This is a genomic window from Nocardiopsis oceani (genome assembly GCF_054777395.1).
Genome location: NZ_BAAHAR010000044.1, coordinates 18765 through 44807 on the forward strand (window position 1 = coordinate 18765; position 26043 = coordinate 44807).

The following is a 26043-nucleotide window of genomic DNA, read 5'->3' on the forward strand; positions in this document are numbered from 1 at the left end:
CCCCCGGCGCTCACAGGCCGGGAGAGGCGGGCGGCGCCATGTCGGGCCACGGTGCGGGCGGGCGCGAGGAGAACAGGCGCAGCAGACCGAGCAGCCGACTGGCGGGCGGGGCGGTCCAGTGGCGTCGGCCGGGTTGGGGTGAGGGGTCGGCCAACCTGCCCAGCGCCCAGGTCAGGTGGTGCCACAGGATGCGGGCCTCCCAAGGATGAGCGGCCGACTCGCCGCGTGCGTCGCGGTATCCCTCCAGGACCGAGGGCAGCCAGTGCGGCGGGAGCTTGGCGAAGTCGGTGGCCGCGTCGGCCAGAGCGGCGTCGCCCCAGTCCACGATCCCTCCCAGATCACCGGTGGCGGTGACCACGAGGTTCTGCGGAGCCACGTCGCCGTGCACCAGCGCGGGGGTGAGGGTCGCGGGGACGCGGGCGGCAAGGTGCTCGCACCAAGAGCGCAGCCAGTCGGCGGACCCGGCGTCGATGTGGCCCTCGCGGCGCAGACGCTCCAGCAGGGGCTCGGGGTCGCTGACCCCGTGGTCCCGAGGGAGTGCGGACAGTCCCGTGGTCGGGATGCGGTGTACACGGGCCAGCTGGCGGCCCAGCGCCATCAGGGTCCCCTGTGCGGGTTCGCGGTCGGCCAGGTCGGTGCCGGGCAGGCGCTCCAACAGCAGGTAAGGCGGCCCGTCCAGCGGATCGGCGAAGTCGACCAGGGCCGGGGTGCGCACCCCGGCACGGTGGGCGATGGGGATCAGCGCCGCTTCCTTGCGCAGATCGTCGGCGAAGCCGGGGGAGCGGGGGATACGCAGGACCAGGTCGGGGCCCAGGGCCAACACGTGGTTGGCCGCACCCGGCGGCAACGGGTGTACGTGTTCGGGTGAGAGCCCGTGGCGGGCAGCGAGCGCGCGGGCGGTGTCGGTCGGTTCCATCAGGTGCGCGCGGAGGGGACCCCTGTCCTTTAGGCAGGGGTGAATCCGCGCTCCCTCCCTTCGTTGCATAGTGGTAGCATTGTGGTTGTGAGTGAACGTGCGTCCCGGGAATCGCTGAACCTGCGCGTCCCCCCAGACCTAAAGCGCAATATCGAAGCGCATGCCGAGCGCATGGGCATCTCGATCAATGCCGCCGCGTGCGTTCTGCTCACCGAAGGACTGCGCGCCGAGCGCAGGCGCGACCGGTGATCCGCTCCTACAAGTTCCTGCTCCGGCCCACCGCCCGGCAGGTCGGGGCGCTCACGGCGATGCTGACCGACCACCGGTCGCTGTACAACGCCGCGCTGCAGAGGAACGCCGGGACGCCTACGCCCACCCGTCCAAGACCAGCATCCGCTACGGGGACCAGTCGGGACAGCTCAAAGACATCCGCGCCTTCGACCCCCAGCGCCAGGGGCGGTGGTCCTTCTCCTCCCAGCAGGCCACCCTGCGCAGGCTGGACCAGGCCTTCCAGGCGTTCTTCCGCAGGGCCAAGGCCGGGCAGGCGCCGGGCTACCCCCGGTTCCAGGGGGCGGGCCGCTTCGACACCGTCATCTTCCCCAAGGACGGGGACGGGTGCCGGTGGGACAGCGCCCCCACCGGTCCGACACTCGCATCCGATTGCAGGGCGTGGGTCATGTGCGGGTGCACCAGCACCGGGATGTCCAGGGCCGGGTCAAAACGATCAGTGTCAAGCGTGAGGGTGACCGCTGGTACGTGGTGCTGGCCTGCGACCAAGTGCCCGCCCAACCCCTGGAGCCCACGGGCGCGGTGGTGGGCATCGACATGGGCATCGCTTCGTTCGCGACCACCAGCGACGGCCGCCACCTGCCCAACCCCCGCCACGCCAAAGCCAGCGCCGACGCGCTCGCTGGCGCGCAACGGGAGCTGGCCGAGTTCCCCCGCCGCCGGTCCGGTAACCGCACCAAACGCCACCGGCGCGCGGCGGCCAAGGTCTCGCGCCTGTACCGCAAGGCCGCACGGCAGCGGCTGGACCACGCGCACAAGACCGCCCTGAACCTGGTGCGCGAGAACGACCTGATCGCGCACGAGGACCTGACTGTGGCGAACATGGTCAAGGCCCCCCAGCCCAAACCCGACCCCGACATCCCGGGCGCCTACCTGCCCAACGGGCGGGCGGCCAAGGCGGGGCTGAACTATGCGATCTCGGATGCGGGTTGGGGGGTGTTCCTGGGCATCCTCGCGCGCAAGGCTGAGAGTGCCGGTCGTGTGGTGGTCCCGGTTAACCCCCGCAACACCTCGCGCACGTGCCCCGACTGCGGGCATGTCGCGCAGGAGAACCGCCCCACGCAGGAGACGTTCCGGTGCGTTGAGTGCTCGTTCACCGAGCACGCCGACGTGGTCGGGGCGACGAACGTTCTCAGGGCCGGGCTGGCCCTCTACGGCACCGGTTAGGTGTCGTGGGAAGCCCGCCGCTTCAACGGTGGGTGGAGTCACGGGCGGCGATTGTGGCACGGGCCGATGCGGGGCCGCCGCTGTTTTTCGGCCCGTGAGCAGGCATGGGGGCGGGGCTCGGTCACGGAGAGCGCCACAGGACCAGGGCGGTGAGCGCACACCCCAGGGGCAGCAGCGCGGCGGCCCAGGGCCAGGCGAGCAACACCAGCATGGTGGCCAGCGCGCCGACGAACAAGGTACTCAACCGGGTGATGGCCGCCCGGTGGGCGCGGAAGGGATCACCGGTCGCCCACCCGGCCAAGGCTGTGGCCAGGGTTCCGGTCAGGTAGGTGGTGGAGGCGCCCGTGGTGCGGGCCCAGGCGCTCTGGGCGCCCATGCAGAAGGCGGCCAGCACCAGCAGGGCCGTGGCCGCCGTGTGATGGGGTGGTGCGCCCGCCAGCAGGATCCAGGCGGTGGTGAAGACGGTGAGCAGTGCCACCTCGGTGGCTAACAGGGCGGTCGTGCGGCGGGGGTTGGCCCGGTCGGCTGGTCCCAGCAGGCGGGCCCACACCCACACCCCTGCGCCGAAGGCGGCCACGGCTGCCAGGGCGGTGGCCGCCACGAGCCAGTGGCCCGAGCCCAGGTTCTGGCCGGCGTGCACCAGGTTGCCGGTGATGATGCCGCTGAAGACCCCGCCCAGGACCGCGATGGAGAGCAGGTCCATGCCGCCGGCGCACGCGGTCAGTAGGGCCAGGGCGGTAGCCCGTCGTATCGGGGTGCGCGTGTGGACCGACCCCATGGCCGTGCCTCCTCTGGTGCCAGGGGTGGAAAGTCATACCCGTCGGCGGAAGCACGCTACCGGCGCCCGAGCGTAGACCGTGCCTGTCAGTTCAGGGCCGGGCGGGTGCCTTCAGACCTGACCCGGGGGACTGTACAGCGGTGGGTGTATCCGTCTCGTTTTCGGGGGCCGGGGGCCGGGGGCCGGGGGGCGGGGTCAATAACGTTGGCGGGCCCTGTGGCGGTGGCGGCGGGGGTTCGGGCACCCCTGCGGGGCTGGCTTCCTAGAAGGTTGACTTATCGGAAGTCAGGATTTCCGCCCCTCGCGGGATTCGTTTCGTTGCCTTGAATGAGTAACGTTACGAATAAACGTTACAAACCAAACGTTATCCAGGAGGGGTGTGCCGACACGGAAAAGCCGTAGGCCCGGGAGTCCAACGGGCATAAGGTCTCCGGCATGACGACTCGACTGGTGCAAATCCACATGAGCGCCCTGGACGACTCCGCGCTCGGACGGTTCTGGGCACAGGTGCTCGGCTGGGCTACCCACAGCGAGGGTCCAAGCGTGACCAACCTGGAACCCGAGAACTTCGACTACCCGGACCCCTCCGCACTCTGCGTCGACATCGTTGCCGCCCCCGACGCCAAGACGGTCAAGAACCGCGTGCACATCGACCTGGCCACCACGTCCGCGGACCAGCAGGCGGAGCAGATCACGCGCCTGAAGGACCTCGGTGCCACCCCCGTCGACGTCGGCCAGGGCGAGGTGCCCTGGACGGTCCTGGCCGACCCCGAAGGCAACGAATTCTGCGTGCTGGAACCCCGACCCGCCTACCTCGACACCGGGCCCATGGCCGCCGTAGTGGTCGACTGCGCCGACCCGCGGGCGATGGCCCGGTTCTGGGACCAAGCGATGGACTGGACCCTGCACGAGGTCACCGACGACTACGCGGTTCTGCGCTCATCCGCGGGTGTCGGCCCCTACCTGGAGTTCGTCCGAACCCCCGAGGCGAAGACCGTGAAGAACCGCGTCCACCTGGACCTGCGGCCCTACCCCGGCGGCGATCCAGCGGCGGAAGTGGCCCGACTGCGCACCCTCGGAGCCGCCCCCGTCGACGTCGGCCAGGGCGAGGTGCCCTGGACGGTCCTGGCCGACCCCGAAGGCAACGAATTCTGCGTTCTCGCCCCGAGCTGACGCCGACCCGGCGCGCGAAAAAGGAGTGGCGCCCCCGGGGCGGAGACCTCTAGGTTGGCTCCGCCCCCACGAGAGGATCCTGCGCGCATGACGCCCCCCGCTCTTTAGGTCTGACTTTCCTACGCATCGGTCAGCCGACGTCGCCGTCGGCTCTCTTCCCCGTGCTCTGCGTCAGATCTTCAGAGAGATTATGTCTGCGCTTTCTTTCGTGCTGCCCTGGGCCGTACGACGCACCCGCCTGCCCCTGCTCGCCTTCCCCTGCGTGGCCTGCCCTTCCGGGCACGCCACCACCGGCGACGGCAGGTTCCGCGTCAACGCCAACGGCAAGCTCCTCGACGTCTGGCTGCTGGTCAACTGCGTTGGCTGTGACCGGACCAGCAAGCTCACCGTCCACCACCGCGTCCCCGTGCGCTCCCTGCCAGCCCAGCTCCTGGCCGACTACACCGCCAACGCCCCGGACCTGGTCACCGACACACTCCTCAACCCCGTGCTGTCCCGGCGCCACCGGTTCGCGCTCGACTGGGACGGGTGCTGGCAGCTCCACGCACCCCCGGTTCCCGAGGACCCGTGGCCCCTGCCGGTGAGCGTGTCCTTCGACGCACCCGTGCCGGTACGCCCCGAACAGCTCATCGCCCATGGGCTGGGGATCAGCCGCACTGAGGTCCTTCGCCGAGTCAAGATCGACATCCCGCTGAAGCGCAGGACCACGCGGGATTTCAGGTTCGTCCTGGTCAGACCGGCTGCCTAACCCGTCCTTAGCCCGGTGGTCGGGGCGGCACGCACCGCCCCGACCACCACCGTCAAGGCCGCCACACAGCACACACGCCGCCCCGTCCGACACCGCCTGACGTGCCATGATCGACCGGTGAACGACTTCCTGACCCCACAACAACGCGACGCCCGCACCCGCGCCGCACTCGACGCCGCCGTGGCGGCCGGGCGCGACCTCGGCCTCACCGTCACCGACGCCTCCGTGCTCCACGACCTGTTCTCGGTCGTGGTACACCTGGCGCCCGCACCGGTCGTGGCCCGCATTCCCACCGTCCTGCCCCACTACCAGGACCTGGGTTCCCTGGCACTGCGCCAGCAGGCGGAACTGGACGTGACACGCTGGCTCGCCGGCCAGGGCACCCCCGTGATCGCGCCCAGCCCCCTCGTGCCGCGCGAGCCCGTCCAGCGCGACGGGTTCTCGATCACCTTCTGGCAGTTCGTCGAGGAGGACCACGGCACAGAGCCCGACTACGTGGCCAACGCCGAGAGCACCGCCGACCTGCACGCCGCGATGCGCACCTACCCGGGCCGCCTGCCGTTCCTGGGCGCGGCCGAACCGCGGGGCCTGCCCCAGGACCTGGTACTGCTCGCCGACCGTCCCGACCTCATCGCCGCGGCCGATGTGGACCGTGCGCGCCGCCAGTGGCAGGTCCTGGAACCCCTGGTGAGCTCACGTACGGCCTTCGAGGCCGCCTTCCCCGGCATCGGCCTGCAGCCCGTCCACGGCGACTCCCCTCCCGCGAACATCTTCTCCGGGGTGGCGGGCGAGTTGTACTCCGACTTCGAACTGGTCTCGTTGGGCCCCGTGGAGTGGGACCTGGCCGTCCTGGGACCCGAGCACGAGGCCGCCTACAACCGCGGTGCCCGCCGGGCGGGCCTGCGGGAGTTGAACGAGGACGTCCTGCGCTTCGTGAACAGCGTCGGGATGCTGCGCGCCGTCACCACCCTGGCGCTGGTGCCGCAACTGCCCGAGCTGATGGACTACCTGACGCCCGCGGTCGAGCACTGGCGCACGATGCCGTTCAACGGCGTCTTCACCGACGGCCGCTCCCGCTGAGGATGACGAGCTGCTGTGTGGCCCGGGTCATCGCGACGTAGCGGTCCACTGCCCCCTCGACGCCTTCACCGAACCCCTGCGGGTCCACGAGGACGACCAAGTCGAACTCGAGCCCCTTGGCCAGGCTCGGAGTGAGCGAGCGCACTCGCGGCCGCTCCTCGAAGACCGGGTCACCGATGACGCAGGCGCTGCCTTCGGTGTTCTCGGCCAGCCAGGTGGTCAGGATCGAGTCGAGCTCCTCGGTGGATCCGTGCAGGACGGGCACACCGCCGCTGCGGATGGAGGTGGGCACGTTGGCGTCGGGCAGCGCGGCCCTGATGACCGGCTCGGCCTCGGCCATGACCTCCTCGGGGGTGCGGTAGTTGACGCTCAGGGAGGCCAGGTCGACCTGGTCGAACCCGACCCGCTTCAGCCGCTCGTGCCAGGACTCGGTGAAGCCGTGCCGGGCCTGTGCGCGGTCCCCGACGATGGTCATGCTCCGGGAGGGGCAGCGCTGCAGGAGCATCTGCCACTCGGCGTCGGTCAGTTCCTGGGCCTCGTCCACGACGATGTGCGCGAAGGTTCCGGCCAGGCGGTCGCGTTCGGCGGCGGGCAGGGCGGCCTCGTCGACCAGGTCCTCGCGCAGGTCCTCTTGGTGCAGCATCGTCACCAAGCCCTCGCCGTCGTCATCGGCGGCCAGGAGGTTGTCGATGACGGTGGACATGCGCTCGCGTTCGGCGGCGGCCGAGGCGTTGTAGTGGCGTTTGCGCCGGGAGGCGTGCGGGTCGCCCAGGCGCAGGCGTGCGGCGTCCAGGAACGGCAGGTCGGAGACGGTCCAGGCGTGGGCGCTGTGGCGTTGGAGCCGGTGGATGTCGTCGGGGTGGAGCCAGGGGGCGCACAGGCGCAGGTAGGCGGGTACCGACCACAGGTCACCGACCAGGTCGGTGGGCTCCAGGATCGGCCAGGAGCGGTAGAGCGTTTCCAGGAGCTCGCGGTCTTGGGCCAGTGCGGCGTGGAGCATCTCGGTGGAGATCTCTTCGTCGTCGTGCTGGTCGGACAGGATCGCGGTCAGCTCTTCCAGGATGTGTTCGCGGGCTTCGTTGTGCGGGGTGCCTGCGTCGACGGAGCTGAAGGCCTCGGCCCAGTCCTGGGCGCTCAGGTGCAGGTCGAACCAGGGTGTGGCGACGGTCATGCCCTGCTTGGGTGGTTTCTCGTAGAAGCGCACGGCAGCCTCGATCACCTGGTCCGGGCGGGCCGACGCTTTGAGGCGGGCGGTGTGCGGGTCGGTGTCGGGCGCTGCTGTGGCGCCCTCGGGGACCAGGTCGCGCAGGGTGCAGGTCTGTACGCCCTCCTCTCCGAGGCTGGGCAGGACGTCGGCGACGTAGGCCAGGTAGGGCTGGTGCGGGCCGATGAAGAGCACGCCGCCGCGGCGGTGTCCCAGGCGCGGGTCGGAGTAGAGCAGGTGGGCGGTGCGGTGCAGGGCCACGACGGTCTTGCCGGTGCCGGGGCCGCCGTCGACCACGAGGGCGCCGCGTGATCCCGCCCGGATGATGGCGTCTTGGTCGGCCTGGATGGTGCCGAGCACGTCGCGCATGCGGTCGGAACGGTGGGCGCCCAGGCTGGCGATGAAGGCGGACTGGTCGTCGAGGGCGGCGTGGCCTTCGAACCCGTCCTCGGTGAAGACCTCGTCCCAGTAGTCGCTGATGTGGCCTTGGTCCCAGCGGTACCTGCGGCGGCTGGTCAGCCCCATGGGGTGGGCGTGGGTGGCGGCGAAGAACGGTTCGGCCGCGGGGGATCGCCAGTCGAGCAGCAGGCGGTTGCCGTCGCTGTCGGTCAGGCCGAGTCGGCCGATGTAGACGGGCTCGGGGTCGTTGTCGTGGACGATGTGTCCCAGGCACAGGTCCAGGCTGAAGCGGCGCAGGGTGCGCAGGCGGGAGGAGAGCCGACGGACCTCTTGGTCGCGCTCGACTACTTCGCGGATGTTACCCCCGGTGGTCTGACGCTGGGTGTCGAGGCGGTCGGACAGGTCGGCGATGGTCTGTTCGAGGGTGGTGGCGATGGCGGCGAAGTGGCGCTCGTCGTTGGCGATCAGGTCCGGTTCGGCCTTGGGGGCGAGGTGCTCCGGGAGGGCGAACGCGCTGGTGGCGGTGGGTTTCACGGCGTCTCCCGTGTGGCGTTTGGTGTTCACGATCGATGATTGTCCGCCATGACCCGGGTCTTGCCGCAAGCCCGGGGGTGCGCTATAAATTAAGAGTGGCGGAGAGTTACCAAAACCCTCCTGCCGCGCGGTCGCCCACCTTCGGTGGGCGTTTTTTTCGTTCCACGGCCCCTGCCTTCCGCCCCTGCTCGTCCCGCGCGGACTACGTAGCGCGGGCGTGCGCGCCGATTAATTGAGTGGCGGTCGCGCTCGCGCGAGTCCTAGGGTGCTCGCCATGCAGCCTGCGGACTTCTATACCGGACTCGTTGCCGACCTCTACAGCCCGTTGAAGGGCGCTTCCTATGATCCGGAGCCCTATGCGGCTTTCGTCCAGGAGTGGGGCGAGCCCGCGCTGGAGTTGGGGTGCGGGGACGGAGACCCGTTGATCGAACTGCGGCAGCGCGGGCTGGACGTGGACGGCATGGATTCTTCGGCGGACATGCTCGAGCGCTGTCTTCAGCGGGCCGGCCAGTCGGGGGTGGACGTGCGCGTGCACTGCCAGCGTATGGAGGAGCTGGACCTGCCGCGCCGCTACGCCTCGATCTTCCTGGCCGGGCCCACCTTCACGCTGCTGGCCGACGACGCCACCGCCCTGGCCGCACTGCGCCGTATGCGTGCCCACCTGTGCGAGGGCGGGGTGGCACTGGTGCCCCTGGCCGTTCCCGAACCCGCCCCGGCCGAGCGGATCGGACAGGCGCGGGTGGCCAGTGTCGATGGTGCTGAGCTGCGGGTGTCGGTGGTGGTTGAGGAACGCGACGAGCACGCGCGCTCGTAGCGCAGCATGCTGCGCTACGAGCGCCTTCGCGATGGTGAGCGCACCGTGCAGGAGCAGCCCTGGGTGCTGCACTGGTATACGCGCGCCGGGTTCGAGGAGCTGGTCGGCCAGGCGGGCCTGCGGGTGGCCTCGGTGACCGGTCCCGACGGAGGTCCTGCCGGGCCCGAGGAGACCGATGTCAGTTTCCTGCTGTGGGCCGGGTAAGGGCACCTCTGTCGTTTGTGGGGTCCTGGTTTCTCTGAGGGGTCCGATCCTTGGGTGTGTACAGCGGCTCCTGATCCGTGCCATCCTTCTATTTGGGCAGTTGTCCAATGCACTTGCCCAAGTCGATGGCCGACCGCGTGGTTGGGGTGGGCCCACAAGGGGGCGGAATGACGACGGAACGGGGACGGCAGGTGCGCGAGCGCCTACTCGGAGCGGCCACAGAGCTCATCGCCGAACGGGGCTGGTCCGCAGTGAGCACACGGGCCTTGGCCGAGCGGGCGGCGGTCGGGTCCGGGCTCGTGCACTACCATTTCCCCTCGCTGAACTCCCTGCTCAACGAAGCCGCCTTGGGTGCGATGGTGCAGGTGGCCGACCAGGCCGCCGCCCACCTTGAGGGAACCGGCCCCGAGCAAGGGTTGGATGTGATGCTGGGCGCATTGGACGCCTACCCCGGTGACGACCCCGACTCGACGCTGTTCATCGAGGCCTACCTGGCGGCCGGGCGCGACCAACACCTGCGCCGAGGCATCACCGAAATCCTGGAGCGATTTCGCGCATCACTGGCCGACTGGTTGCGCTCGTGCGGGATCGCCGACCCCGAAGCCACGGCCCGGGTCCTGGCCTCGACCGTGGACGGGATGATGCTGCACCGCGCCCTGGACTCCGGTCTGACCTCGCAGGAGGTCGCACCCGTCCTGCGCCGCGTCCTGGACACCGCACGCACCACCACCAGGGGGCAGGCATGAGCACCACACACACAACCGGGACCATCCGCCCGCCCTCTCACGCACCGATGCGCGCGGTGATCGTGGGCGCCGGGATCGCCGGGTTGGCCCTGGCCCAGCGCCTGTCCCACCACGGGTGGGAGGTGACCGTGCTGGAGCGGGCCCCAGGGCCGCGGCCGCAGGGCTACATGATCGACTTCTTCGGGCCCGGCTACGACGCCGCCGAGGCCATGGGGCTCATGGGCCGGTTGCGGGAGCTGGGCCACCACTTCACCGAAGCGGTCTTGGTCGACGAGCGCGGCCGCAGGACGGCGGCGGTCGGGTTCGAGCGCTTCGCCCGGTCTCTGGGCGGGTCCTTGGTCTCCCTCATGCGACCCGACCTGGAACTGGCCCTGCGCGAGTCGCTGCCCGACCGGGTGGAGTTGCGCTACAACAGCGCTCCGGAACAGATCCACGAACACGCCGACGGGGTTCGGGTGCGCCTGACCGACGGCCAGATGGTGGAGGCCGACCTGCTGGCGGGGGCCGACGGCATCCACTCCACCGTGCGCCGCCTGGTGTTCGGCCCGCAGGAGCGGTACCTGCACCACCTGGGCTTTCACACCGCTGCCTACACCTTCAACGACTCCCGCGTGCACGCGGCGACCCAGGGGCGCTTCCAGCTCACCGACAGCCTGGGGGCGCAGATGGGGCTCTACGCGCTGGAGGGTGACCGGGTGGCGGCCTTCGCGGTGCACCGCACCGAGGACACCCGGCTGCCTCAGGACCCGCGGGCCGCGCTGCGCGGCGCCTACGCAGGGCTGGGCTGGGTGGTGCCCCGGGCCTTGGAGCTGTGTCCGCCGCCCGAGCAGGTCTACTACGACCACGTCGCCCAGATCCGGATGGGGACCTGGAGCCGGGGGCGCACGGTGCTGCTCGGTGACGCCTGCCAGGCGGTGTCCCTGCTAGCTGGCCAGGGCGCCTCGATGGGAGTGGGCGGGGCCTATGTCCTGGGGGAGGAACTCGCCCGGGCCGACAGCGTCGGGGCGGGACTGCGCAGGTATGAAGAGCGGTGGCGTCCGGTGGTGGAGGAACGCCAGCGCGCGGCCCGTAGCGGGACCTCCTGGTTCCTGCCCTCCACCCCCGGCCGGTTGCGGTTGCGGAGGATGTTCCTGCGCCTGGCGTCCCTACCGGGGGTGGACCGGCTGGTGGCGACGCAGATCTCCGGAAAGCCCACCCGCGTAGTCAGGGATCTGGTCCCCCTCACCCCCACGGACGGGTGAAGGGGGTGCGGTCCCGATCAGGCCGGAGTCGGGGCCGATCGTGCGATCGGCCCGAGGCCGCCTAAGCCCGCGTCGGCGGGTGACCGAAAGGGCGCTCGCGGGTGGGCTGTTCTACGGGGTGGTGGCCGTCGAACCAGGCCTGCGTCTGTGCGTGCTGGTCGCCGGGGTAGCCGATGTCGAAGTCGGCCACTGTGTCCAGGCGCTCCACGGTTTCTGAAGGCAGGGACACTTCCGCGGCTCCCAGGTTGTCCTTGAGCTGTCGGGCGCTGCTGGCGCCGATGATCGGGTGAACGCGCGGTGAGCGGTGCAGGGCCCAGGCGATGGCGACCTGGGCGGGGGTGGCGTCCAGTTCCTCGGCGACCTGCTGGATCACGCGGGCGGTCCGGTGCTCGCGTTCGGTGAGGGAGGCGGGCTCCACGCGGTGGCTGGCCCCCTCAGCGTGCGGGCCGGTGAAGCGGCCCGAGAGGACCCCGGCGGCCAGACCGTTGTAGGTGGCCAGGCTCAGGCCGTGCGTGCGGGCCATGGGCAGGAGTTCGCGTTCGATGTCGCGGCGCAGCGGGTTGTAGGGCACCTGGAGGGTGGCGAACAGCGTCCACCCGTGGTGCCGGGCCAGGGTGTTGGCTTCGGCGACGACCCATGCGGGCATGTTGGAGGAACCCAGGCTCAGGGCCTTGCCCGCGCGGACGACGTCGTCCAGGGCCCGCATGGTGACCTCGATCGGGGTGTGCTCGTCCCAGGAGTGCACCCACAGCAAGTCGACGTAGTCGGTACGCAGCCGCCGCAGGCTCCGGTCCAGGGTGAGCGTGAGGTTCTTGCGGTGGCTGCCCCCGGTGTTGGGGTCGGTGGGGTCGCGGGGCAGCGTGTACTTGGTGGCCAGAACGAAGCGGTCGCGGCGGCCTTGGAGGACGTCGCCGAGGATCTCCTCGCTGTCGCCGTAGGCGGAGGCGGTGTCGATGGTGTTGCCGCCCGCGTCCCGGTAGACGTCGATCATGCGGCGCGCCTCGTCGCGGTCGGCGAAGGCCATCGCGCCCAGGAAGAGTTGGGACACGCGCAGGCCCGAGGGCCCGAGGAGCTGGTAGCGCATCAGGTGGTCCTTCTGGTGGTGTGTGTGGTCATGGGTGTCAGTGTGCGGCGTGCCCGGGTGCGGGGGAAGGCCGCGTGGGGGCTGGCCCTGACAGGGCCAGGATGAGCGGGGCTCCGGCTCGTAGACTCAAGCGCATGGACGAAACCGGAATGGGCGCGTTCCTGCGTGTGTGTCGTGAATCGACCCCGCCGGAGAGAGTGGGTCTGCCGGTGGGGGCGCGCCGCCGCACCCCGGGGCTGCGCCGGGCCGAGTTGGCCACGCTGTCGGGTGTGAGTGTGGACTACCTGACCCGGTTGGAGCAGGGGCGTGACCGCAACCCGTCGCCGCAGGTGCTGGTGGCGTTGGCCGATGCGTTGGGGTTGTCGGTGGGCGATCGGGTGCGGTTGCGCAACCTGTCGAAGGTGGCGTCGGGGGCCGGTGCGCTGTGTCCGGGCGGGATGCCGCCCGAGCGTGAGGTGCGCGCGACGATGCGGGCGCTGCTGGACCGGTTGGAGCCGGCTCCGGCGGCGCTGTTCAACCGGTTGGGTGAGACGCTCGCCCACACGTCGGGTTATGAACGTCTGGTGGGCCCGTTGGGGCTGTTGGACGTGGAGGACGACCAGCCCGCGAACCGGGTGTGGTTCGTCTTCGCCGACGACCGGGCACGGTCGGCCTATCCGGACTGGGCGGCGGTGGCCGAGGCGCGGTTGGCGGAGTTGCGGGCGGAGGCGGCCCCGGAGGATCCGCACCTGGCCCATCTGGTGGAGGAGCTGTCGATCGTGGGCGGGGAGGAGTTCACCGGGCGGATGGCGGCCGCTCCGGCGGCGCCGTCGAGTACCGGTGTGGAGCGGTTGGCGCATCCGCGGGCGGGTGAGCTGCGGTTGTCCTATGAGCGTTTGGATGCCCAGGGCCAGTATCTGGTGGTCTACCTGCCGGCGGATGCCGCGAGCGCGCAGGCGCTGGACCGGGTGAACCGGACCGGGTTGCGAGCGGTGGGCACCTAGTTTCCAGCGCGAACCGGACCCTGCGGGGGCCCTGGCCCGGATCACCGGGATCGTGGTCTCTAAGCTGGGGCCGTCCGTTGCGCGCGTAGTTGTGGAGGACGGCGATGGCCCCCGTCGTAGAGTCGGTCAGCAGCAGCCCCGAGCACACGTTCAGCAAGCCGGTCCGGCCTCGGATCCGCCTGGTGGCCGGGCTGGGGGTGGAGGGGGACGCGCACCTGGGCCGGACGGTCAAGCACCGTTCGCGGGTGGCGGCCGACCCCACCCAGCCCAACCTGCGCCAGGTGCACCTGATCCACGCCGAACTCTTCGAGGAGGTGGCCCTGGCCGGGTTCTCGGTGGAGCCGGGGCAGATGGGCGAGAACATCCTGACCCGGGGCGTGGACCTGTTGGGACTGTCCAAGGGCACGGTGCTGAGCTTGGGGCAGGCGCGCGTGGAGGTCACCGGGTTGCGGAACCCGTGTGCGCAGATCGACGGGTTCTCCCAGGGGCTGCTCAAGCAGATGGTGTACCGGGACGAGCGGGGTGGGTTGGTGCGCCGGGCCGGAATCATGGGTGTGGTGTTGGACGGCGGGGTCGTGGAGCCCGGGATGGCGGTCGGTGTGCGTGAGCCCTGTGGCGCGCACGTCCCCCTGGAGCGGGTCTGAGCCGGGTTGTTCAAGAGCTGGGGTGTTCGGGTCGGGGCGTCTTGGTCCCGTGGGTGGCGGTGTACTCCGCGGCCAGCCAGGGCGCCAGGTCCTCGACGAGTTCGTGCAGGTGGTCGGGGTCGGGTGTGGGGCGGTGTGCGGTGCGGGCGGCCGCGTGCACCTGGTGGTGGCGCTGGGGGTGGTAGTGGCCGAAGATGTCGGCGGCCAGTTCCAGGTCGCTGGTCCAGCCGCCCCAGGAGGGCATGACCAGGGTGAAGGCCGCGCGGGTGAGGCGGCGGGAGACGCCGCGGCTCAGGCGTAGGCGTTCGGCCTCGGTGGTGGCGTGGGCGGTGCGGGTGCGCCAGCGGGGGATGGCCAGGTGCAGGTCGCCGTTGGTCTCGCGGGCCAGCAGGGTGGTGGGCCGGTAGGCGGGAAGTTGCTGGGCCAGGTCGGGGCCGCACAGGGGGGTGCACAGGCAGGCGACGAAGAACCCGCCGTCGTGGCGTTCGAGGGCGCTGGTCAGGGTGGGGACGCTGTCGAGCAGGATGCCGCCGCCGTCGACCTGGGCGAAGGCGGTGTCGAGTTCGCGTTCCAGGGTGCGGGTGCGTTCTTGTTCGGCGCGGTCGGGGTGGGTGTGCAGGACGGCGAGGGCGTCCAGGTCCGAGATGCCGGGTCGGGCGGTGCCGCGGGGGAGGCTGCCGTACAGGTAGGCGCTGTGCAGGCGGGGGCCGAAGACCTCGGGCAGGCGGGTGCGTAGAGCGTCCACGACGGGGGTGAAGGCTGCGGGGATCCGGGCGAGTGCGCCTTCGCGGGCGATGGTGCCGTCGGGGTGCAGGCCCTGGGGTGGGGGCAGCGGCGTCATGGGAGTGCTCCTGCGGTCGGGTGGTCGGGGCGAGGTCCGTGGTCGTAGTCGCACTGGCGTGGGTGGTCAGTGCAGCGGCTACCGGTGTTTGAGGGTGGGGCGCAGGGGTGCGGCGAGCGGGCTCAGGCTGTGCTCGGCCGCGGTCCGGCACAGGTCCTGGGCCACCGTGTCGTGGACCATGAGCTCGGGACCGGGGTTGAGCTCTGGGCGGTCCAGGACCTCGGCGAGGTCGGGGCGTTGGGCCAGGGTCACGATCTGCATGGAGCGCATGCTCCCAGGGGCGATCGCGGCGGGCAAAGCGATTTTTCCTGGTCAGGGCTGGTCGATCCGGTGGAAGGTAGTGCTGACACCACTGCTGTTGGTGGGTGCGGCTGGACTGGGAAGCGGGTGTCAGCGTCATCGCGGTAACGGCCGTCCCTCTCTAGCGTGGAATGGGTCAGAGAAGCTGCGGTACGGGGATTTTCGGGGGAAGTCATGGTCACGGCGGGCCCAACCAGCGTTCCAGTCACCGATCCCCTGCACTATGAGCGCGCTCGAAGGTTCGGCGTTCGCGTGCTGGCCTGTGACGGGCGTGAGGACGGCCGGATCGTGGAGGAGCTGGGGGACGCGGCCACCGCGGAACACATCGCGGTCCTGGTCCCGGGCAACGACAACTACCTGGGCAACTACTTCAACCAGAGGCGCGCTACCCGGCCGCGCGCCAACGGAGAGACGCTGCTGCGCACGATGGGGCAGCTCGCTCCGGGCGAGCGCGTGGCGGTGGTGGTGTGGGTGGGGTACCGGACCCCGCGCGGGTTCGGTGAGGCGGTGTCGCGCCGTCCGGCACTGGAGGGCGCCGCGGACCTGGCCCGGTTGACGGAGTTCCTGCCGCGGTCGGCGCGGGTGACTCTGGTGGGGCACAGCTACGGCACGGTGGTGTGCGGTCTGGCCCTGCGGCGGGCCCGGGTCAGTGACTGCGTGGCGTTGGGCAGCCCCGGGATGGGGGTGCGCAGCCGCGCCGAACTGGGGTTCACCGGGAACCTGTGGGCCGGGTTGGGCCCTGCTGACTGGATCCGGTTCTTCCCGCGGGGGCATGTGGGAGAGATCGGGCACGGCCCTTCGCCGCTGCGGCGGGGTTTCGGTGCGCGGGTTTTCGCCACCGGGGACATTCCGGGGCACTGCGCCTACTACCGGGAGGGCAGTGAGTCGGTGCGCAATGTCGCGCGGATCGCCGTGGGCCGCTATGACGAGGTGAGCACGGTGCGCGCGATGGTGCCCGCACCGCGTGGTCCCGGGGGCGCGGGGGCCAAGGAGGCGGTGGTCTCATGAGCGGCGCACCGGTGATCCTGGCCCAGGGGCTGCGCAAGCACTACCCGAACGGCAAGGTGGCGTTGGCCGGGGTGGACCTGGCGGTGGCGCCGGGGACGGTACACGGGCTCTTGGGGCCCAACGGGGCCGGAAAGACCACGATGGTGCGGGTGCTGGCCACACTGCTGCGTTTCGACGGGGGCCGGGCCCGGGTGGCCGGGGCCGACGTGTCGACCCAGGCCAGGTGGGTGCGCAGGCGGATCGGGTTCGTGGGCCAGTACGCCGCGGTCGACGAGCTCCTGACCGGGCGGCGCAACCTGGAGATGTTCGGCAGGCTCTACCACCTGGGTCGGCGGCGTTCGAAGCAGCGGGCCCAGGAGCTGTTGGAGCGTTTCGACCTCACGGGTGCGGGGGACCGGTCGGTGCGCACGTACTCGGGTGGGATGCGCCGCCGGCTGGACCTGGCTGCCGGGTTGGTGCTGGACCCGAGGGTGCTGTTCCTGGACGAGCCGACCACGGGGTTGGATCCGCGCAGCCGCCAGGAGGTGTGGGGTGCCGTGCGGGAGCTGGTCGCGGCGGGCACGACGGTGCTGTTGACCACCCAGTACCTGGAGGAGGCCGACCGGCTGGCCGACCGGGTGTCGGTGATCGATGCCGGTCGGGTGATCGCCGAGGGCAGCCCGGAGGAGCTGAAGTCGCGGGTGGGTGGCGGCCGCGTGGAGGTCGTGGTCGCTGACGCGGCGGAACTGCCGGTGGCCACGGACGTGATGGGTCGTATGGCGGGGGCGCCGCCGGAGGTCGACCGGGACGCGCTGAGCGTTCGGGTCTCGCTCGGTGGGCGGGGTGCTGCGCTGACCAAGGTGGTGCGGGCCCTGGACGAGGCGGGGTTGGACGTGGAGGACATCGCGTTGCGCCGCCCGACGTTGGACGACGTGTTCTTGAGCCTGACCGGGCACCAGAGCGGTGGTCGGCAGGAGGACGGGCTTCGGGACGGCGGGTCCCGGATCAGCGGGCAGCAGGACGGAGCGCGGTCATGACGGTCACCGAACCGGTTGCGGACAGGTCTTCTGGCGGGGCCGTCGAGGGCGAGTGGGAGGGCGGGCCTGCGGGGGCCGGCGCGTGGGCCGGGCGTGCCGGGTGGGCGGTGGCCGATTCGGCGGTGGTGGCGCGGCGCTACCTGTCGCACCTGGTGCACAAGCCCGACGAGGTGGTCGGCACGCTGCTGATCCCGGTGCTGGCGGTGCTGTTGTTCGGTTTCGTCTTCGGTGAGGCGATGGGCGCGGCCATGGGGTTGGGCGGCGATGACTACCGCGACTTCCTCCTGCCGGGCTTGTTCGCGCTGACCATGGCCTTTGGAATCGGGAACACGACCATCGCCGTGGTCGCGGATGTGGGCCGCGGGGTGGTGGACCGGTTCCGGACCCTGCCGATGGCGCCGTCGGCGCTGTTGGTGGGGCGCAGCATGGCCGACGTGGTCTCGGCGGTGGTGGACCTGGCGGTCCTGGTGGGGATGGGTCTGCTGATCGGGTGGCAGTGGCACAACGGGCCCGTGGCGGCGTTGGCGGCCCTGGGGTTGTTGCTGCTGTTGCGGTTGGCGTTCACCTGGATCGGGATCTACCTGGGGTTGTTGGTGCGCAGCCCTGAGGCGGCGATGAAGTTCTTCTCGCTGGTGTTTCCGCTGGCGATGGTGGCCGAGACGTTCGTGCCCACGGAGATGATCCCGGGGTGGTTGGCGCCGGCGGCCGAGTGGAACCCGCTGTCGGCGACGGTGTTGGCCTGCCGTGAGCTGTTCGGTAACACCACGGTGGTGGGTGAGTCGTGGGTGGCGCAGAACGCGCTGTTGATGGCGGTGGTGTGGCCTCTGGTGCTGTTGGCGGTGTTCGTGCCGTTGGCCCTGGGGCGTTACCACAGGTTGAGCCGCTGAGCGCGGTGCCGTTGCAGGTCGCGGGCCAGGTGTGAGCGGTGTGGTCAGGGGCGGGCGAGGTACTGGGCGAAGGTGGTGCGGCCCACCGCGCGGTCGGGTGCCAGGTGGGCGCCGGAGCGGTAGGCGGCGAAGGTGGTGCCGGGCAGGTGCAGGGGCCACAGGAGGCGGCGGGTGCGGGTGGCGTCCAGGTAGGCGCGGGCCAGGTCGTGGAAGGGTTCCACTCGGGGGCCGCCCAGGTCGGGGACGCGCCCGGCGGGTTCTTCCTGGGCCAGTCGGGTCAGGCGCAGGGCGACTTCGGCGGGGTCGATGGGCTGGACGTCGATGTCGGGGCAGGGCATGGCGGGTGCGAGGGCCAGGCGGGCGCAGATGCTCTGGACCAGGGTTTGGAACTGGGTGGTGCGCAGGATGGTGACGCCCAGGCCGGAGGCCAGGAGTGCCTCTTCGACGGTGTGTTTGGTCCGGTAGTAGGCCAGGGGGATCTGGTCGGTGCCGACGATGGAGATGTAGACCAGGTGGGAGACGTCGGCGGCACGGGCGGCGCGGATGAGGTGGGTGGCGGAAGGGATGTCTCCGCCGGTGGGGGTGGTGGCGCAGTGGACGATGGTGTCGACGCCGTGGAGTGCGTGGTCCAGGCCGTGGCCGGTGCGCAGGTCGACGGGGTGTGCGGTGTCGTCCAGGCTTCCGGGGTGGCGGCTGAGGGTGTGGATGTGGTGGTCGGTTCGGCGCAGTTGTTCGACGAGGGGTCTGCCGAGGGTTCCGGTGGCGCCGGTGACCAGGATCGTGCTCATGTCCACCTCCGAGGCCGTCGTGGCCGCTGACCAGGGTTCACGCTAACACCGCGCGCCCCGCAAATGCTGTTTTGTCCGACTCGGGTGTGTGCGTGGCGAAGGCCCGGGTTTAGTGTGCTGGCAGCACGGACGCAACGGGCTGTCGGTGCCGGTGAGGGAGGAGCCATCCATGTCCGGGGTGGGGTTGTGAGCTGTTCGGGGTTCCCTCAGCAACCATCCACCCCCGTCAACAAAGATCACTACGGCCGCAGGCTGCCGTTGAAGAGCCCGGCACTCGGACCGGTTCGCCCCGGAGAAAAGAATCAGGGGGAGTTCACCGATTCCCCCCCTCACCGGCCCACCCGCTCCGCTAACGTCTTTCTCGAACATGTGAACGAGACATCGGGAGGGGGTGGAACCCGTGGCCGAGACCGCTCTACAGCAGGACGACCAACAAGCGGAAGGCAAGAACAAGCGCAAGAAGAAGCGTGGGTTTCAGCCCCGCCCCGGGCACGTGGTCCAGGCCTACGTCTTCGCCCTGGACCCCGGCGCCCAGGACGAGCAGCGGCTGCGCTCGCACTGCGGAGCCGCCCGGACGGCCTTCAACTGGGCCCGCAAGCACGTCCTGGCCACCTGGGACCAGCGCGCGGCCGAGGCCTCCTACGGGGTTGCTGAGTCTGAGCGCACCCCGTGGCGGTCCTGGTCGCTGCCCGCCCTGCGGCGGGCCTTCAACGCCACCAAACGCCAGGACCCCCGGTTCGCCACCTGGTGGGCCGACAACTCCAAAGAGGCCTACAACACCGGCCTAGCAGGCGGCGCCGCTGCCTTTGACGGCTACTCCGCCGCCAAGCGCGGCGATCGCAAAGGTCCGAAGGTGGGGGTGCCGCGGCCCAAGTCCAAGCACCGGGCGCCCCTGTCCTGCCGCTTCACCACCGGGGTAATCCGGTGCGAGCACACCCGCCGCCATGTCACCTTGCCGGTGGTGGGGCGGGTGCGCACCCATGAGTCCACCCGCAAACTCCACCGCCGCCTGGCCAACGGGACCGCGCGCATCCTCTCGGCCACGGTCTCGCACCGGAGGGGGTGGCCGGGGTGGACCTGGGCCTGAAGTCTTTGGCGGTGGTCGCCGACTCCGACGGCGGGGTGTGGCAGGTGGCCAACCCCCGCCATGTGGAGGGGGCACTGACCGACCTGTGCCGGGCCTCGCGGAGGGTGTCGCGTCGTCAGGGTCCGGACCGGCGCACCGGGCGCGCGCCTTCGAAGCGGTGGGTCAAGGCCAACCAGGCCCGCAACAAGGTGCACCACCGGGTGGCGAACCTGCGCACCGATGCGCTGCACCACCTGACCACTGCGCTGGCCGGGGAGTACGGCACGGTGGTGGTGGAGGACCTCAATGTGGCCGGGATGGTCATGAACCGGCGTCTGGCCCGCCGTATCGCGGATGCGGGGTTCGGGCAGATCCGCCGCCAACTGGACTACAAAACCGCCTGGGGCGGCGGGCGCCTGGTGGTGGCCGACCGGTGGTTCGCCAGTAGTAAGACCTGCTCGGGGTGCGGGGCGACGAAAGCCAAGCTGCCGCTGCACATCCGGGTGTTCGACTGCGACGCATGTCCCCTCGTGCTGGATCGGGACGTCAACGCAGCACGCAACCTCGCCGCCCTGGCGGCGCAGGTGGGCAGTACCGGTACTGGAGTGGCCGGAGACCGGGGAGCGCAAGCTTTGAAGGCCCGTGGAGCCGACCATAGGACCCGCACCACCCGCACCCGCCGCAGGGCGGGTGCGGGGCGGGCCGGTGGCGCAAGACCGCACATGCGGAAAGAAGCTCCGGCACCGTCGTCAGGACACCCAACCCAGGTTGTGGTGACACCGTCACGGACCTTTCGTAAAGAAATGCACGGGATGCTGATGTTCGCTTAAGACATCAGCAACGGTGGGTGGTGGTCTCCTTCGAGCGGATGGACCGGATCCTGGAGGTCGACCCGGTGTAGCAGACCGTGAGAGTGCAGCCGGGCGCGGCCAATGACGACCTGCGTGTGAGCACGGGGTGGGTCTGCTCAAGATGCGCGGCGCCGCCGATGAGCTGGGCCCGGATGTGTTGGCGATGCACCGGGCGGTCAAGGGGGCGTTGGATCCGCGGGGCATCTTCAACCCGGGCAAGGTCTTCGTCTGAGGACCAGGCTGCGTTGAGGCACCCCATGGGCCTCGGTCTGTGCCAGGGGCGGTCCCGGCCGGGTGCTCGCGGGCTGCGCACCTGGCCGGGACCGTTCTGCCAGCGGGTGCTACCAGTGGTGGGCGCGGGTGATGACGGCGGTGTCGCTGGAGATGACGCCGAGGGAGGGTGCGAGATCGACGTCGTCGGGTCGGGGCTCGAAGCCGGGGATGCCCTCCAGGCCCAGGGTGGCGTCGGAGACGGCGAGCTCGGGCCGGTCGGTGCCCTCCACGTGCACGGTCATGGCCAGGCCCTCCTCGGGTGGGTTGTAGAAGTGGACTTCGTAGGGCAGGTCCTGGGTGTCGTTGGTGGTGTCCATGGCGGGTAGCTGGCTCTGGGGCAGGTCGGGGGCTTGGAGGGTTCCGTCGGTGACCTTGCGGTCCAGGTGCAGGACCAGGGCGAAGGCGTCGCGGTGCGAGAGCAGGGTCAGGTCCATGACGGTGTCGCCGTCCTGTGTGCGCACCTCGTCCACCTCGATCTCGGGTGCTGGCTCCTGGATGTCGGGTGCCGGGCCCACCTGTTCGAACCACACTCCGCGCGGCACGGTGAGGTCGCTGTCCTCGTGGGTCTGTTCCTGGGAGACGTAGTTCTGCACCCACGCGCTGGGGGCGGTGTTGTAGCTGGCCCACTGGGCGGTGCCGGTGTCGGCGTCGGTGATGTGTACCAGGTGCGCCATGCGCGGGTGGTCCTCGTCGAAGCGGTCCACGACCAGTCCCGTTGCGGCCAGGGCGGCGGCGGTGGCCAGTGCGGTCAGCGGCGCCAGCACGCGCTGTGGTGCGCGAGCGCCGGGGCCGGGCAGGGCCGCCTCCAGCAGGGGCAGGGTGAGTACCGCCGCCATGCCGAAACCCAGTGCGGCGATGGGGGTGCCCATGTCCATGCCCACGGCAGCGGTGAACAGGTAGCCGGTCAGGGCGGCCAGGACCGTGCCGGGCACGATGCCCGCGGCCAGGGCCGCCAGCCGCCACCTGGGGCGTGCCGGACCGATGGCCAGGGCGGCCATCCCCGCAAGGGCTCCTGCGAGGGCGGGCAGGGTGCCCACGTAGGCGGCGCCGGGGGCCAAGGCGGCCATGGCCACGCCGAACAGGGCAGGCCAGAGCAGGACACCCACTGCGCTCGCCTGAGCGCCGAACCAGCGCCGGGCCAGCAGGTGCCAGGCCCAGACCACGGCCAGGACGACCGCGAGCACGGCCCAGCGGTAGAGCTCGGGCCGGTAGGAGGGGTCGGCGGGCAGAAGGTCGCCGTACTCGGGGCGGATCAGGATGAGGGCCTGCCAGAGCGCCCACCCGGCCCCGAGGGAGCCGAGTAGGGGGACGATGCCGGTGGCGGCGGCCGCCAGCAGGCGGGGTGTGGTCGCGGTGCCGGTGAGGCGGCTCATCAGGCCCAGTGCGGCCACGGCCAGGGTGGCGATCAGGGCCAGCGGCCAGATCAGTGTGCCCGGGTAGTGCACGGCCGTTCCGGCCACGGTGAAGTAGGTGGCGCTGGTGTCGGCTTCCGTTCGGTCCAGGTCGGTGTCCATGAGTTCGCGGGTCAGAGCCAGGGTGTTGGCTCCGTGCTGGTGGAGGGTGTCGCGGTTCAGGGCCTCGACGGTGTCGCGCGGGTGGTGGTAGTACACGCGCCCGTCCAGGGGGCCGTACTCCAGTCCGGTGAAGCCGTGTTCGGTCAGCGTGGTGAAGTCGCTGTTGGCTGGCATGAGCTCGTACACGCTGGCCATGGCCGATTCGCCGGCGGGGTGGGGTGCGGTGCTGGCGTGCAGGTCGACCAGGGCGGCGTTGTCGGCTGAGGTGTTGTACAGGACGGAGGGGCCGGAGTTGCCGGGGCCCTCCAGGTTGATGAGGACGCCGCCTTGTTCGGTGGCGGGGTGGTGTTCGGCGAAGGCCTCGGCCCCGATGAGTCCGGGTTCCTCGCCGTCGCTGAGCAGGAGCACGATGTCGTTGCGGGGTGGTGCGCCCTCGGCCAGGTGGCGGGCGATCTCCAGGATGACCGCGACGCTCATCTTGTCGTCGCTGGCTCCGGGGGTGGTGGGTGTGGAGTCGTAGTGCGCGGCAAGCACGAGCTGGCCGGTGGGGTCGGTGCCCGGGACGGTGGCGACGACGTTGTGGGCCAGTCCGGAGACGACCTGGTCGCCGAAGGCGCGGGCGCCCACGGCACTGTGGACCTCGGTCTCCAGGCCCAGTTCCTGGAGTTGCTGTTGCAGGTAGTCGCGGTTGCGGTCGTTGGCGGCGCTGCCGATGGGGCTGGCTTCCTGGGCGATCTCGTCCAGGTGGTCCATGGCGCGCTGGGTGTGGAAGGCGTCGGCGGTGGGTGTGGCGGGTTCGGGCGGTGGGCGGTGGGTGATGACCGCGCCGGCGATCAGGGCGGCGATGAGTGCCAGGGCGATGAGGGCGCTGGCTCTGAGTCCGGGTGGGTGCGTCTGCTGCTGCATGGGGGCTCCAAGTCGGGTCCAGTGTGTGCACAATAATCTGTGCACACTTTTTTGTGCAAGAAGATTCCCTTGCTGTGCAGGAAGTGTGGTGCTTGCACCACCCGGAGCGGAGTTGCCCGTCCTACCTGCTGAGGCCTAGCGTTACGCCATGGAATCGCTCGGACCGCATAAGGTCACCGACTTGGCGGCCCTCAAGGCACTGGCCCACCCGCGTCGGCAACGCATCATCGACCACCTGGGCCGCAACGGTCCGGCCACATCGGCGCGCCTGGCCCGGGACCTGGACCTGAACACCGGGGCCACGAGCTACCACCTGCGTGAGCTGGCCAGGCACGGTTTCGTCGTCGAGGCCCCCGAACACGCGCACGGCCGGGAGCGCTGGTGGCGCGCCGCCCACCAAGACATCCGCTTCCCGCTGCGCAGCGAGCAGGACGAGGGCATGCGGGCGGCGATGGACGCCATCGAGGACATCGCCTACGAATACGACATCGAGCAGTTCCGCCGCGCCCAGCGGGAAGCCCGGGGGCCGGGGTTCTGGATGGACGCCTTCCCCTACTCGCGCGGGCAGATCCGGGTCAACCCCGAGGAGCTGCTGGCGTTCTTCGAGGACTACATCGCCCTCATGCAGGCCTACGACCGCCCCGTGGAAGAGGCCTCCGAGGATGCACGGGTGGTGCTGACCCGGTTCCTCGCCTTTCCCGCACCGTCGGACAACCCGGTGGGAGAGCAGGAGGGGCAACCGGTGAAGGGCCGCACGGGCAACGAGCCCGGCCCGGAGAGCGGGGCCGCGGCAGCCACGCAAGAACACACCGAGCGCTGAGACGCCGCGAGCGCCCCGACAGGCCTGCCCGGCCGTCGGGACCCGGGCCCGGTCCAGGGGCCATGGCCGGGGGAGTCGGTGCCATGACTCCACGCCACGTCTAACGCTTGCGGGCCAGACCGCAGTACTCGTCGGCAGCGGTCGGCACCCCTTCCCCCGTACCGACGGCGATGGTGCCCCGACGCCACTCCAGCGCGGGCACCACACCCGGCTCGACCAGCTCCATACCCTCGAAGTAGTCGGCGAACTGCTCCGGGGTGCGCAGGATGTAGGGCAGCACCGCGTCGGCGTTCCAGGCCTCGGCGGCCCGCCGCATGCCCTCGCTGGTGTCGGTGCTGTCGGCCACCGCCAGACAGCTGCCCGGGGGCAGGGCCGCCATGTAGGAACGCGTCACCGGGACCGCGTCCTCGTGCGTCATGTGGCCGAGGATTCCGAGCATGGTCACACCCACCGGCTGGCCCAGATCCAGGGTGTTGGCTGCGGCCTCCAGGACCGCGGCGGGCTGGCGTACATCGGCGTCCACGTACTCGGTGGCGCCCTCGGACGAGCCCACCAACAGGGCCCGGGCGTGCGCCAGGACCAGGGGGTCGTTGTCGACGTAGACCACACGTGCCTCGGGCAGCGCCGCTTGGGCGATCTCATGGGTGTTGTTGGTGGTGGGCAGGCCGGTTCCCAGGTCGAGGAACTGGCGGATGCCCAGCTCGGTCGCCATGTGCGTGACCGCGCGCATGAGGAACATGCGCTGGGCCCGGGCCACGTCACCCATCTCGGGGAAGTCCGCGAGGATCAGGTCGCCCAGTGCACGGTCGGCCGGGTAGTTGTCCTTTCCACCGAGCCAGTAGTTCCAGACTCGCGCGGAGTGCGGGGCTGAGGAGTCGATCTCGCTCATGGGGGTCCTCGGTGCTTGTGCGTGTGGTGGCCAGAACAATCTACGCACCCGGGGGATGCAGTGACACCCCATAACCCCTGCAACACAAGGCTTTTCTTCCGCCACCGACGGCCGGGGCGCGCAAAGTCGCCGGAACCGGGTGCGGTATGGGGCGCGTCTCAGTAGGTGGAGAGCCGCACTGAGAGGAAGTGTCCCCATGTCTGGTGGCGCCATCGCCCTCATGGCCGTCGCTGTCGTCGTCATCATCGCGATCGTGGTGATGAGTTCGGCCGCCGAACGAGAACGGGTGGAGGCCCTGGTGGCCTGGGCCCGCGACCGGGGGTGGAGCTATGACCGCGAACGCCCCGAGCTGACCCACCGGTTCAGCGGAGCCCCCTTCAGGCGGGGCCGCTCCAACGCCAAGGCCAAGCACGTGCTCTGCGCGGACCACCGCGGCCACCGCGTGCTGGCCTTCGAATACACCTACACCAACACGACCTCCACCGGTCAGGGCACGACCACCACCACGCACCACCACAGCATCGTTGCGGTGGCCACCCCGCACACCCCCGTACTGGAGGTCAAGGCCGAGCACTTCGGCCACACCCTGCTCGGGCTGCTGGGCGTACACGACCTGCAGGTGGGCGAGAAGGCCTTCGACGACACCTTCCGCATCGCGGCCGACGACGACACCTTCGCCCTGGCTGTACTCGGCCCCGACCTGCGGGCCTGGCTGCTGGAGCGGCCCGAGGCACGCGTACCGTTCCGCTTCACCGGTGACCACGTCCTGACCTGGAACGCCACCAAGCTGGACCCCGAAGCCATGGTGGCATCCGCCGATCACCTCATCGACCTGCTGGAGCGGGTCCCCGGCCAGGTATGGGAGGCGACCCCGGGCTGAC

The 26043-nt window shown here is 70.6% G+C and carries 27 protein-coding genes and 1 pseudogene; 19 read left to right on the forward strand and 9 right to left on the reverse strand.

Translation table 11 applies throughout. The features are described from left to right. Positions 1-10: 10 nt before the first annotated feature. The gene (locus tag ACYVDG_RS24505) at positions 11-916 is read right to left on the reverse strand and encodes a phosphotransferase family protein (protein ID WP_460758123.1); all 906 of its coding nucleotides are present in this window, start codon (positions 914-916) and stop codon (positions 11-13) included. 87 nt (positions 917-1003) lie between these two features. Between ACYVDG_RS24505 and ACYVDG_RS24510 the strand changes: the two genes are divergently transcribed. Next, positions 1004-1165, forward strand: coding sequence for a toxin-antitoxin system HicB family antitoxin (locus tag ACYVDG_RS24510; protein WP_460758126.1), 162 nt, complete (start codon positions 1004-1006; stop codon positions 1163-1165). Between the two features lie 435 nt (positions 1166-1600). Further along, positions 1601-2371, forward strand: a complete 771-nt coding sequence (locus tag ACYVDG_RS24515; protein ID WP_460758129.1) for an RNA-guided endonuclease InsQ/TnpB family protein — start codon at positions 1601-1603, stop codon at positions 2369-2371. A gap of 121 nt (positions 2372-2492) precedes the next feature. Here ACYVDG_RS24515 and ACYVDG_RS24520 read toward each other — a convergent pair whose 3' ends face one another. Further along, entirely contained in the window at positions 2493-3149 is a 657-nt protein-coding gene (locus ACYVDG_RS24520; RefSeq protein ID WP_460758132.1) for a DUF1275 family protein, read from the reverse strand. A gap of 435 nt (positions 3150-3584) precedes the next feature. Here ACYVDG_RS24520 and ACYVDG_RS24525 point away from each other — a divergent pair, with 435 nt between their 5' ends. The 3 genes from ACYVDG_RS24525 (at position 3585) to ACYVDG_RS24535 (ending at position 6150) form a co-directional block, all read left to right on the forward strand. Next, positions 3585-4322, forward strand: a complete 738-nt coding sequence (locus ACYVDG_RS24525) for a VOC family protein (RefSeq protein WP_460758135.1) — start codon at positions 3585-3587, stop codon at positions 4320-4322. A 190-nt stretch (positions 4323-4512) separates the two neighbouring features. Then, positions 4513-5070 carry a DUF1062 domain-containing protein gene (locus tag ACYVDG_RS24530; protein ID WP_460758139.1) on the forward strand — a complete coding sequence of 186 codons (558 nt, stop codon included), beginning with the start codon at positions 4513-4515 and terminating at the stop codon, positions 5068-5070. A 117-nt stretch (positions 5071-5187) separates the two neighbouring features. Continuing rightward, positions 5188-6150 carry a phosphotransferase gene (locus ACYVDG_RS24535; RefSeq protein ID WP_460758144.1) on the forward strand — a complete coding sequence of 321 codons (963 nt, stop codon included), beginning with the start codon at positions 5188-5190 and terminating at the stop codon, positions 6148-6150. Here ACYVDG_RS24535 and helR read toward each other — a convergent pair. Further along, positions 6128-8287 (reverse strand): RNA polymerase recycling motor ATPase HelR, encoded by a 2160-nt coding sequence (helR, locus tag ACYVDG_RS24540; RefSeq protein WP_460758318.1) that lies wholly within the window; start codon positions 8285-8287, stop codon positions 6128-6130. The genes ACYVDG_RS24535 and helR overlap by 23 nt on opposite strands. A 274-nt stretch (positions 8288-8561) precedes the next feature. Between helR and ACYVDG_RS24545 the strand changes: the two genes are divergently transcribed. From ACYVDG_RS24545 to ACYVDG_RS24560, 4 genes are all read left to right on the forward strand, one after another. Then, a complete protein-coding gene (locus ACYVDG_RS24545; protein WP_460758146.1) occupies positions 8562-9101 on the forward strand; it encodes a class I SAM-dependent methyltransferase in 540 nt (179 codons plus the stop codon). A 6-nt stretch (positions 9102-9107) separates the two neighbouring features. Beyond that, positions 9108-9305, forward strand: a complete 198-nt coding sequence (locus ACYVDG_RS24550; RefSeq protein WP_460758148.1) for a hypothetical protein — start codon at positions 9108-9110, stop codon at positions 9303-9305. 167 nt (positions 9306-9472) lie between these two features. Further along, the gene (locus ACYVDG_RS24555; RefSeq protein ID WP_460758150.1) at positions 9473-10051 is read left to right on the forward strand and encodes a TetR/AcrR family transcriptional regulator; all 579 of its coding nucleotides are present in this window, start codon (positions 9473-9475) and stop codon (positions 10049-10051) included. Continuing rightward, positions 10048-11292 (forward strand): FAD-dependent oxidoreductase, encoded by a 1245-nt coding sequence (locus tag ACYVDG_RS24560; protein WP_460758153.1) that lies wholly within the window; start codon positions 10048-10050, stop codon positions 11290-11292. Before ACYVDG_RS24555 ends, ACYVDG_RS24560 begins: the two co-directional genes overlap by 4 nt. A gap of 61 nt (positions 11293-11353) precedes the next feature. Here the strand turns inward: ACYVDG_RS24560 and ACYVDG_RS24565 are convergent, their stop codons facing one another. Next, a complete protein-coding gene (locus tag ACYVDG_RS24565; RefSeq protein ID WP_460758155.1) occupies positions 11354-12376 on the reverse strand; it encodes an aldo/keto reductase in 1023 nt (340 codons plus the stop codon). 134 nt (positions 12377-12510) lie between these two features. Here ACYVDG_RS24565 and ACYVDG_RS24570 point away from each other — a divergent pair, with 134 nt between their 5' ends. Further along, entirely contained in the window at positions 12511-13359 is an 849-nt protein-coding gene (locus ACYVDG_RS24570; protein WP_460758158.1) for a helix-turn-helix domain-containing protein, read from the forward strand. A 104-nt stretch (positions 13360-13463) separates the two neighbouring features. Next, positions 13464-14003 carry an MOSC domain-containing protein gene (locus ACYVDG_RS24575; protein ID WP_460758160.1) on the forward strand — a complete coding sequence of 180 codons (540 nt, stop codon included), beginning with the start codon at positions 13464-13466 and terminating at the stop codon, positions 14001-14003. 10 nt (positions 14004-14013) lie between these two features. On the opposite strand, the gene ACYVDG_RS24580 is transcribed toward ACYVDG_RS24575, so the two are convergent. Both ACYVDG_RS24580 and ACYVDG_RS24585 read right to left on the reverse strand, forming a co-directional pair. Then, positions 14014-14844 (reverse strand): nucleotidyltransferase domain-containing protein, encoded by an 831-nt coding sequence (locus ACYVDG_RS24580; protein ID WP_460758163.1) that lies wholly within the window; start codon positions 14842-14844, stop codon positions 14014-14016. A gap of 78 nt (positions 14845-14922) precedes the next feature. Continuing rightward, positions 14923-15105, reverse strand: a complete 183-nt coding sequence (locus ACYVDG_RS24585; RefSeq protein WP_460758166.1) for a hypothetical protein — start codon at positions 15103-15105, stop codon at positions 14923-14925. A 213-nt stretch (positions 15106-15318) separates the two neighbouring features. Here ACYVDG_RS24585 and ACYVDG_RS24590 point away from each other — a divergent pair, with 213 nt between their 5' ends. From ACYVDG_RS24590 to ACYVDG_RS24600, 3 genes are read left to right on the forward strand one after another with little or no spacing between them, the layout of a single operon-like run. Continuing rightward, positions 15319-16152 carry an alpha/beta hydrolase gene (locus ACYVDG_RS24590; protein ID WP_460758170.1) on the forward strand — a complete coding sequence of 278 codons (834 nt, stop codon included), beginning with the start codon at positions 15319-15321 and terminating at the stop codon, positions 16150-16152. Beyond that, complete coding sequence (locus ACYVDG_RS24595) at positions 16149-17168, forward strand: ATP-binding cassette domain-containing protein (protein ID WP_460758173.1); 1020 nt, start codon at positions 16149-16151, stop codon at positions 17166-17168. The genes ACYVDG_RS24590 and ACYVDG_RS24595 overlap by 4 nt, the downstream gene beginning before the upstream one ends. Beyond that, the gene (locus tag ACYVDG_RS24600) at positions 17165-18055 is read left to right on the forward strand and encodes an ABC transporter permease (protein WP_460758176.1); all 891 of its coding nucleotides are present in this window, start codon (positions 17165-17167) and stop codon (positions 18053-18055) included. Before ACYVDG_RS24595 ends, ACYVDG_RS24600 begins: the two co-directional genes overlap by 4 nt. 44 nt (positions 18056-18099) lie before the next feature. Here the strand turns inward: ACYVDG_RS24600 and ACYVDG_RS24605 are convergent, their stop codons facing one another. After that, positions 18100-18843 (reverse strand): SDR family oxidoreductase, encoded by a 744-nt coding sequence (locus tag ACYVDG_RS24605; RefSeq protein ID WP_460758179.1) that lies wholly within the window; start codon positions 18841-18843, stop codon positions 18100-18102. 400 nt (positions 18844-19243) lie between these two features. On the opposite strand from ACYVDG_RS24605, the gene ACYVDG_RS24610 reads away from it, so the two are divergent. From ACYVDG_RS24610 to ACYVDG_RS24620, 3 genes and pseudogenes are all read left to right on the forward strand, one after another. After that, positions 19244-19930 carry a hypothetical protein gene (locus ACYVDG_RS24610; protein WP_460758182.1) on the forward strand — a complete coding sequence of 229 codons (687 nt, stop codon included), beginning with the start codon at positions 19244-19246 and terminating at the stop codon, positions 19928-19930. Beyond that, positions 19915-20739, forward strand: coding sequence for an RNA-guided endonuclease TnpB family protein (locus ACYVDG_RS24615; RefSeq protein ID WP_460758186.1), 825 nt, complete (start codon positions 19915-19917; stop codon positions 20737-20739). The genes ACYVDG_RS24610 and ACYVDG_RS24615 overlap by 16 nt, the downstream gene beginning before the upstream one ends. A gap of 118 nt (positions 20740-20857) precedes the next feature. Further along, a pseudogene (locus ACYVDG_RS24620) lies at positions 20858-20992 on the forward strand (FAD-linked oxidase C-terminal domain-containing protein); the annotation flags it as partial. 109 nt (positions 20993-21101) lie between these two features. On the opposite strand, the gene ACYVDG_RS24625 reads toward ACYVDG_RS24620, so the two are convergent. Further along, complete coding sequence (locus ACYVDG_RS24625; RefSeq protein ID WP_460758189.1) at positions 21102-23453, reverse strand: M28 family peptidase; 2352 nt, start codon at positions 23451-23453, stop codon at positions 21102-21104. 148 nt (positions 23454-23601) lie between these two features. On the opposite strand from ACYVDG_RS24625, the gene ACYVDG_RS24630 reads away from it, so the two are divergent. Beyond that, positions 23602-24273, forward strand: a complete 672-nt coding sequence (locus ACYVDG_RS24630) for an ArsR/SmtB family transcription factor (protein WP_460758191.1) — start codon at positions 23602-23604, stop codon at positions 24271-24273. Positions 24274-24373: 100 nt separating this feature from the next. On the opposite strand, the gene ACYVDG_RS24635 is transcribed toward ACYVDG_RS24630, so the two are convergent. Continuing rightward, entirely contained in the window at positions 24374-25162 is a 789-nt protein-coding gene (locus ACYVDG_RS24635) for an SAM-dependent methyltransferase (protein WP_460758193.1), read from the reverse strand. 196 nt (positions 25163-25358) lie between these two features. On the opposite strand from ACYVDG_RS24635, the gene ACYVDG_RS24640 reads away from it, so the two are divergent. Beyond that, positions 25359-26042 carry a hypothetical protein gene (locus ACYVDG_RS24640; protein WP_460758196.1) on the forward strand — a complete coding sequence of 228 codons (684 nt, stop codon included), beginning with the start codon at positions 25359-25361 and terminating at the stop codon, positions 26040-26042. Position 26043 lies beyond the last annotated feature (1 nt).

What these genes read in the sequence shown, in the direction of transcription:
- ACYVDG_RS24505 (WP_460758123.1), bottom strand. Translation starts at nt 916, where the DNA reads ATGGAACCGACCGACACCGCCCGCGCGCTCGCTGCCCGCCACGGGCTC.
- ACYVDG_RS24520 (WP_460758132.1), bottom strand. Translation starts at nt 3,149, where the DNA reads ATGGGGTCGGTCCACACGCGCACCCCGATACGACGGGCTACCGCCCTG.
- ACYVDG_RS24525 (WP_460758135.1), top strand. Translation starts at nt 3,585, where the DNA reads ATGACGACTCGACTGGTGCAAATCCACATGAGCGCCCTGGACGACTCC.
- ACYVDG_RS24530 (WP_460758139.1), top strand. Translation starts at nt 4,513, where the DNA reads ATGTCTGCGCTTTCTTTCGTGCTGCCCTGGGCCGTACGACGCACCCGC.
- ACYVDG_RS24545 (WP_460758146.1), top strand. Translation starts at nt 8,562, where the DNA reads ATGCAGCCTGCGGACTTCTATACCGGACTCGTTGCCGACCTCTACAGC.
- ACYVDG_RS24550 (WP_460758148.1), top strand. Translation starts at nt 9,108, where the DNA reads ATGCTGCGCTACGAGCGCCTTCGCGATGGTGAGCGCACCGTGCAGGAG.
- ACYVDG_RS24555 (WP_460758150.1), top strand. Translation starts at nt 9,473, where the DNA reads ATGACGACGGAACGGGGACGGCAGGTGCGCGAGCGCCTACTCGGAGCG.
- ACYVDG_RS24560 (WP_460758153.1), top strand. Translation starts at nt 10,048, where the DNA reads ATGAGCACCACACACACAACCGGGACCATCCGCCCGCCCTCTCACGCA.
- ACYVDG_RS24565 (WP_460758155.1), bottom strand. Translation starts at nt 12,376, where the DNA reads ATGCGCTACCAGCTCCTCGGGCCCTCGGGCCTGCGCGTGTCCCAACTC.
- ACYVDG_RS24570 (WP_460758158.1), top strand. Translation starts at nt 12,511, where the DNA reads ATGGACGAAACCGGAATGGGCGCGTTCCTGCGTGTGTGTCGTGAATCG.
- ACYVDG_RS24575 (WP_460758160.1), top strand. Translation starts at nt 13,464, where the DNA reads ATGGCCCCCGTCGTAGAGTCGGTCAGCAGCAGCCCCGAGCACACGTTC.
- ACYVDG_RS24580 (WP_460758163.1), bottom strand. Translation starts at nt 14,844, where the DNA reads ATGACGCCGCTGCCCCCACCCCAGGGCCTGCACCCCGACGGCACCATC.
- ACYVDG_RS24585 (WP_460758166.1), bottom strand. Translation starts at nt 15,105, where the DNA reads ATGCAGATCGTGACCCTGGCCCAACGCCCCGACCTCGCCGAGGTCCTG.
- ACYVDG_RS24590 (WP_460758170.1), top strand. Translation starts at nt 15,319, where the DNA reads ATGGTCACGGCGGGCCCAACCAGCGTTCCAGTCACCGATCCCCTGCAC.
- ACYVDG_RS24595 (WP_460758173.1), top strand. Translation starts at nt 16,149, where the DNA reads ATGAGCGGCGCACCGGTGATCCTGGCCCAGGGGCTGCGCAAGCACTAC.
- ACYVDG_RS24600 (WP_460758176.1), top strand. Translation starts at nt 17,165, where the DNA reads ATGACGGTCACCGAACCGGTTGCGGACAGGTCTTCTGGCGGGGCCGTC.
- ACYVDG_RS24605 (WP_460758179.1), bottom strand. Translation starts at nt 18,843, where the DNA reads ATGAGCACGATCCTGGTCACCGGCGCCACCGGAACCCTCGGCAGACCC.
- ACYVDG_RS24625 (WP_460758189.1), bottom strand. Translation starts at nt 23,453, where the DNA reads ATGCAGCAGCAGACGCACCCACCCGGACTCAGAGCCAGCGCCCTCATC.
- ACYVDG_RS24630 (WP_460758191.1), top strand. Translation starts at nt 23,602, where the DNA reads ATGGAATCGCTCGGACCGCATAAGGTCACCGACTTGGCGGCCCTCAAG.
- ACYVDG_RS24635 (WP_460758193.1), bottom strand. Translation starts at nt 25,162, where the DNA reads ATGAGCGAGATCGACTCCTCAGCCCCGCACTCCGCGCGAGTCTGGAAC.
- ACYVDG_RS24640 (WP_460758196.1), top strand. Translation starts at nt 25,359, where the DNA reads ATGTCTGGTGGCGCCATCGCCCTCATGGCCGTCGCTGTCGTCGTCATC.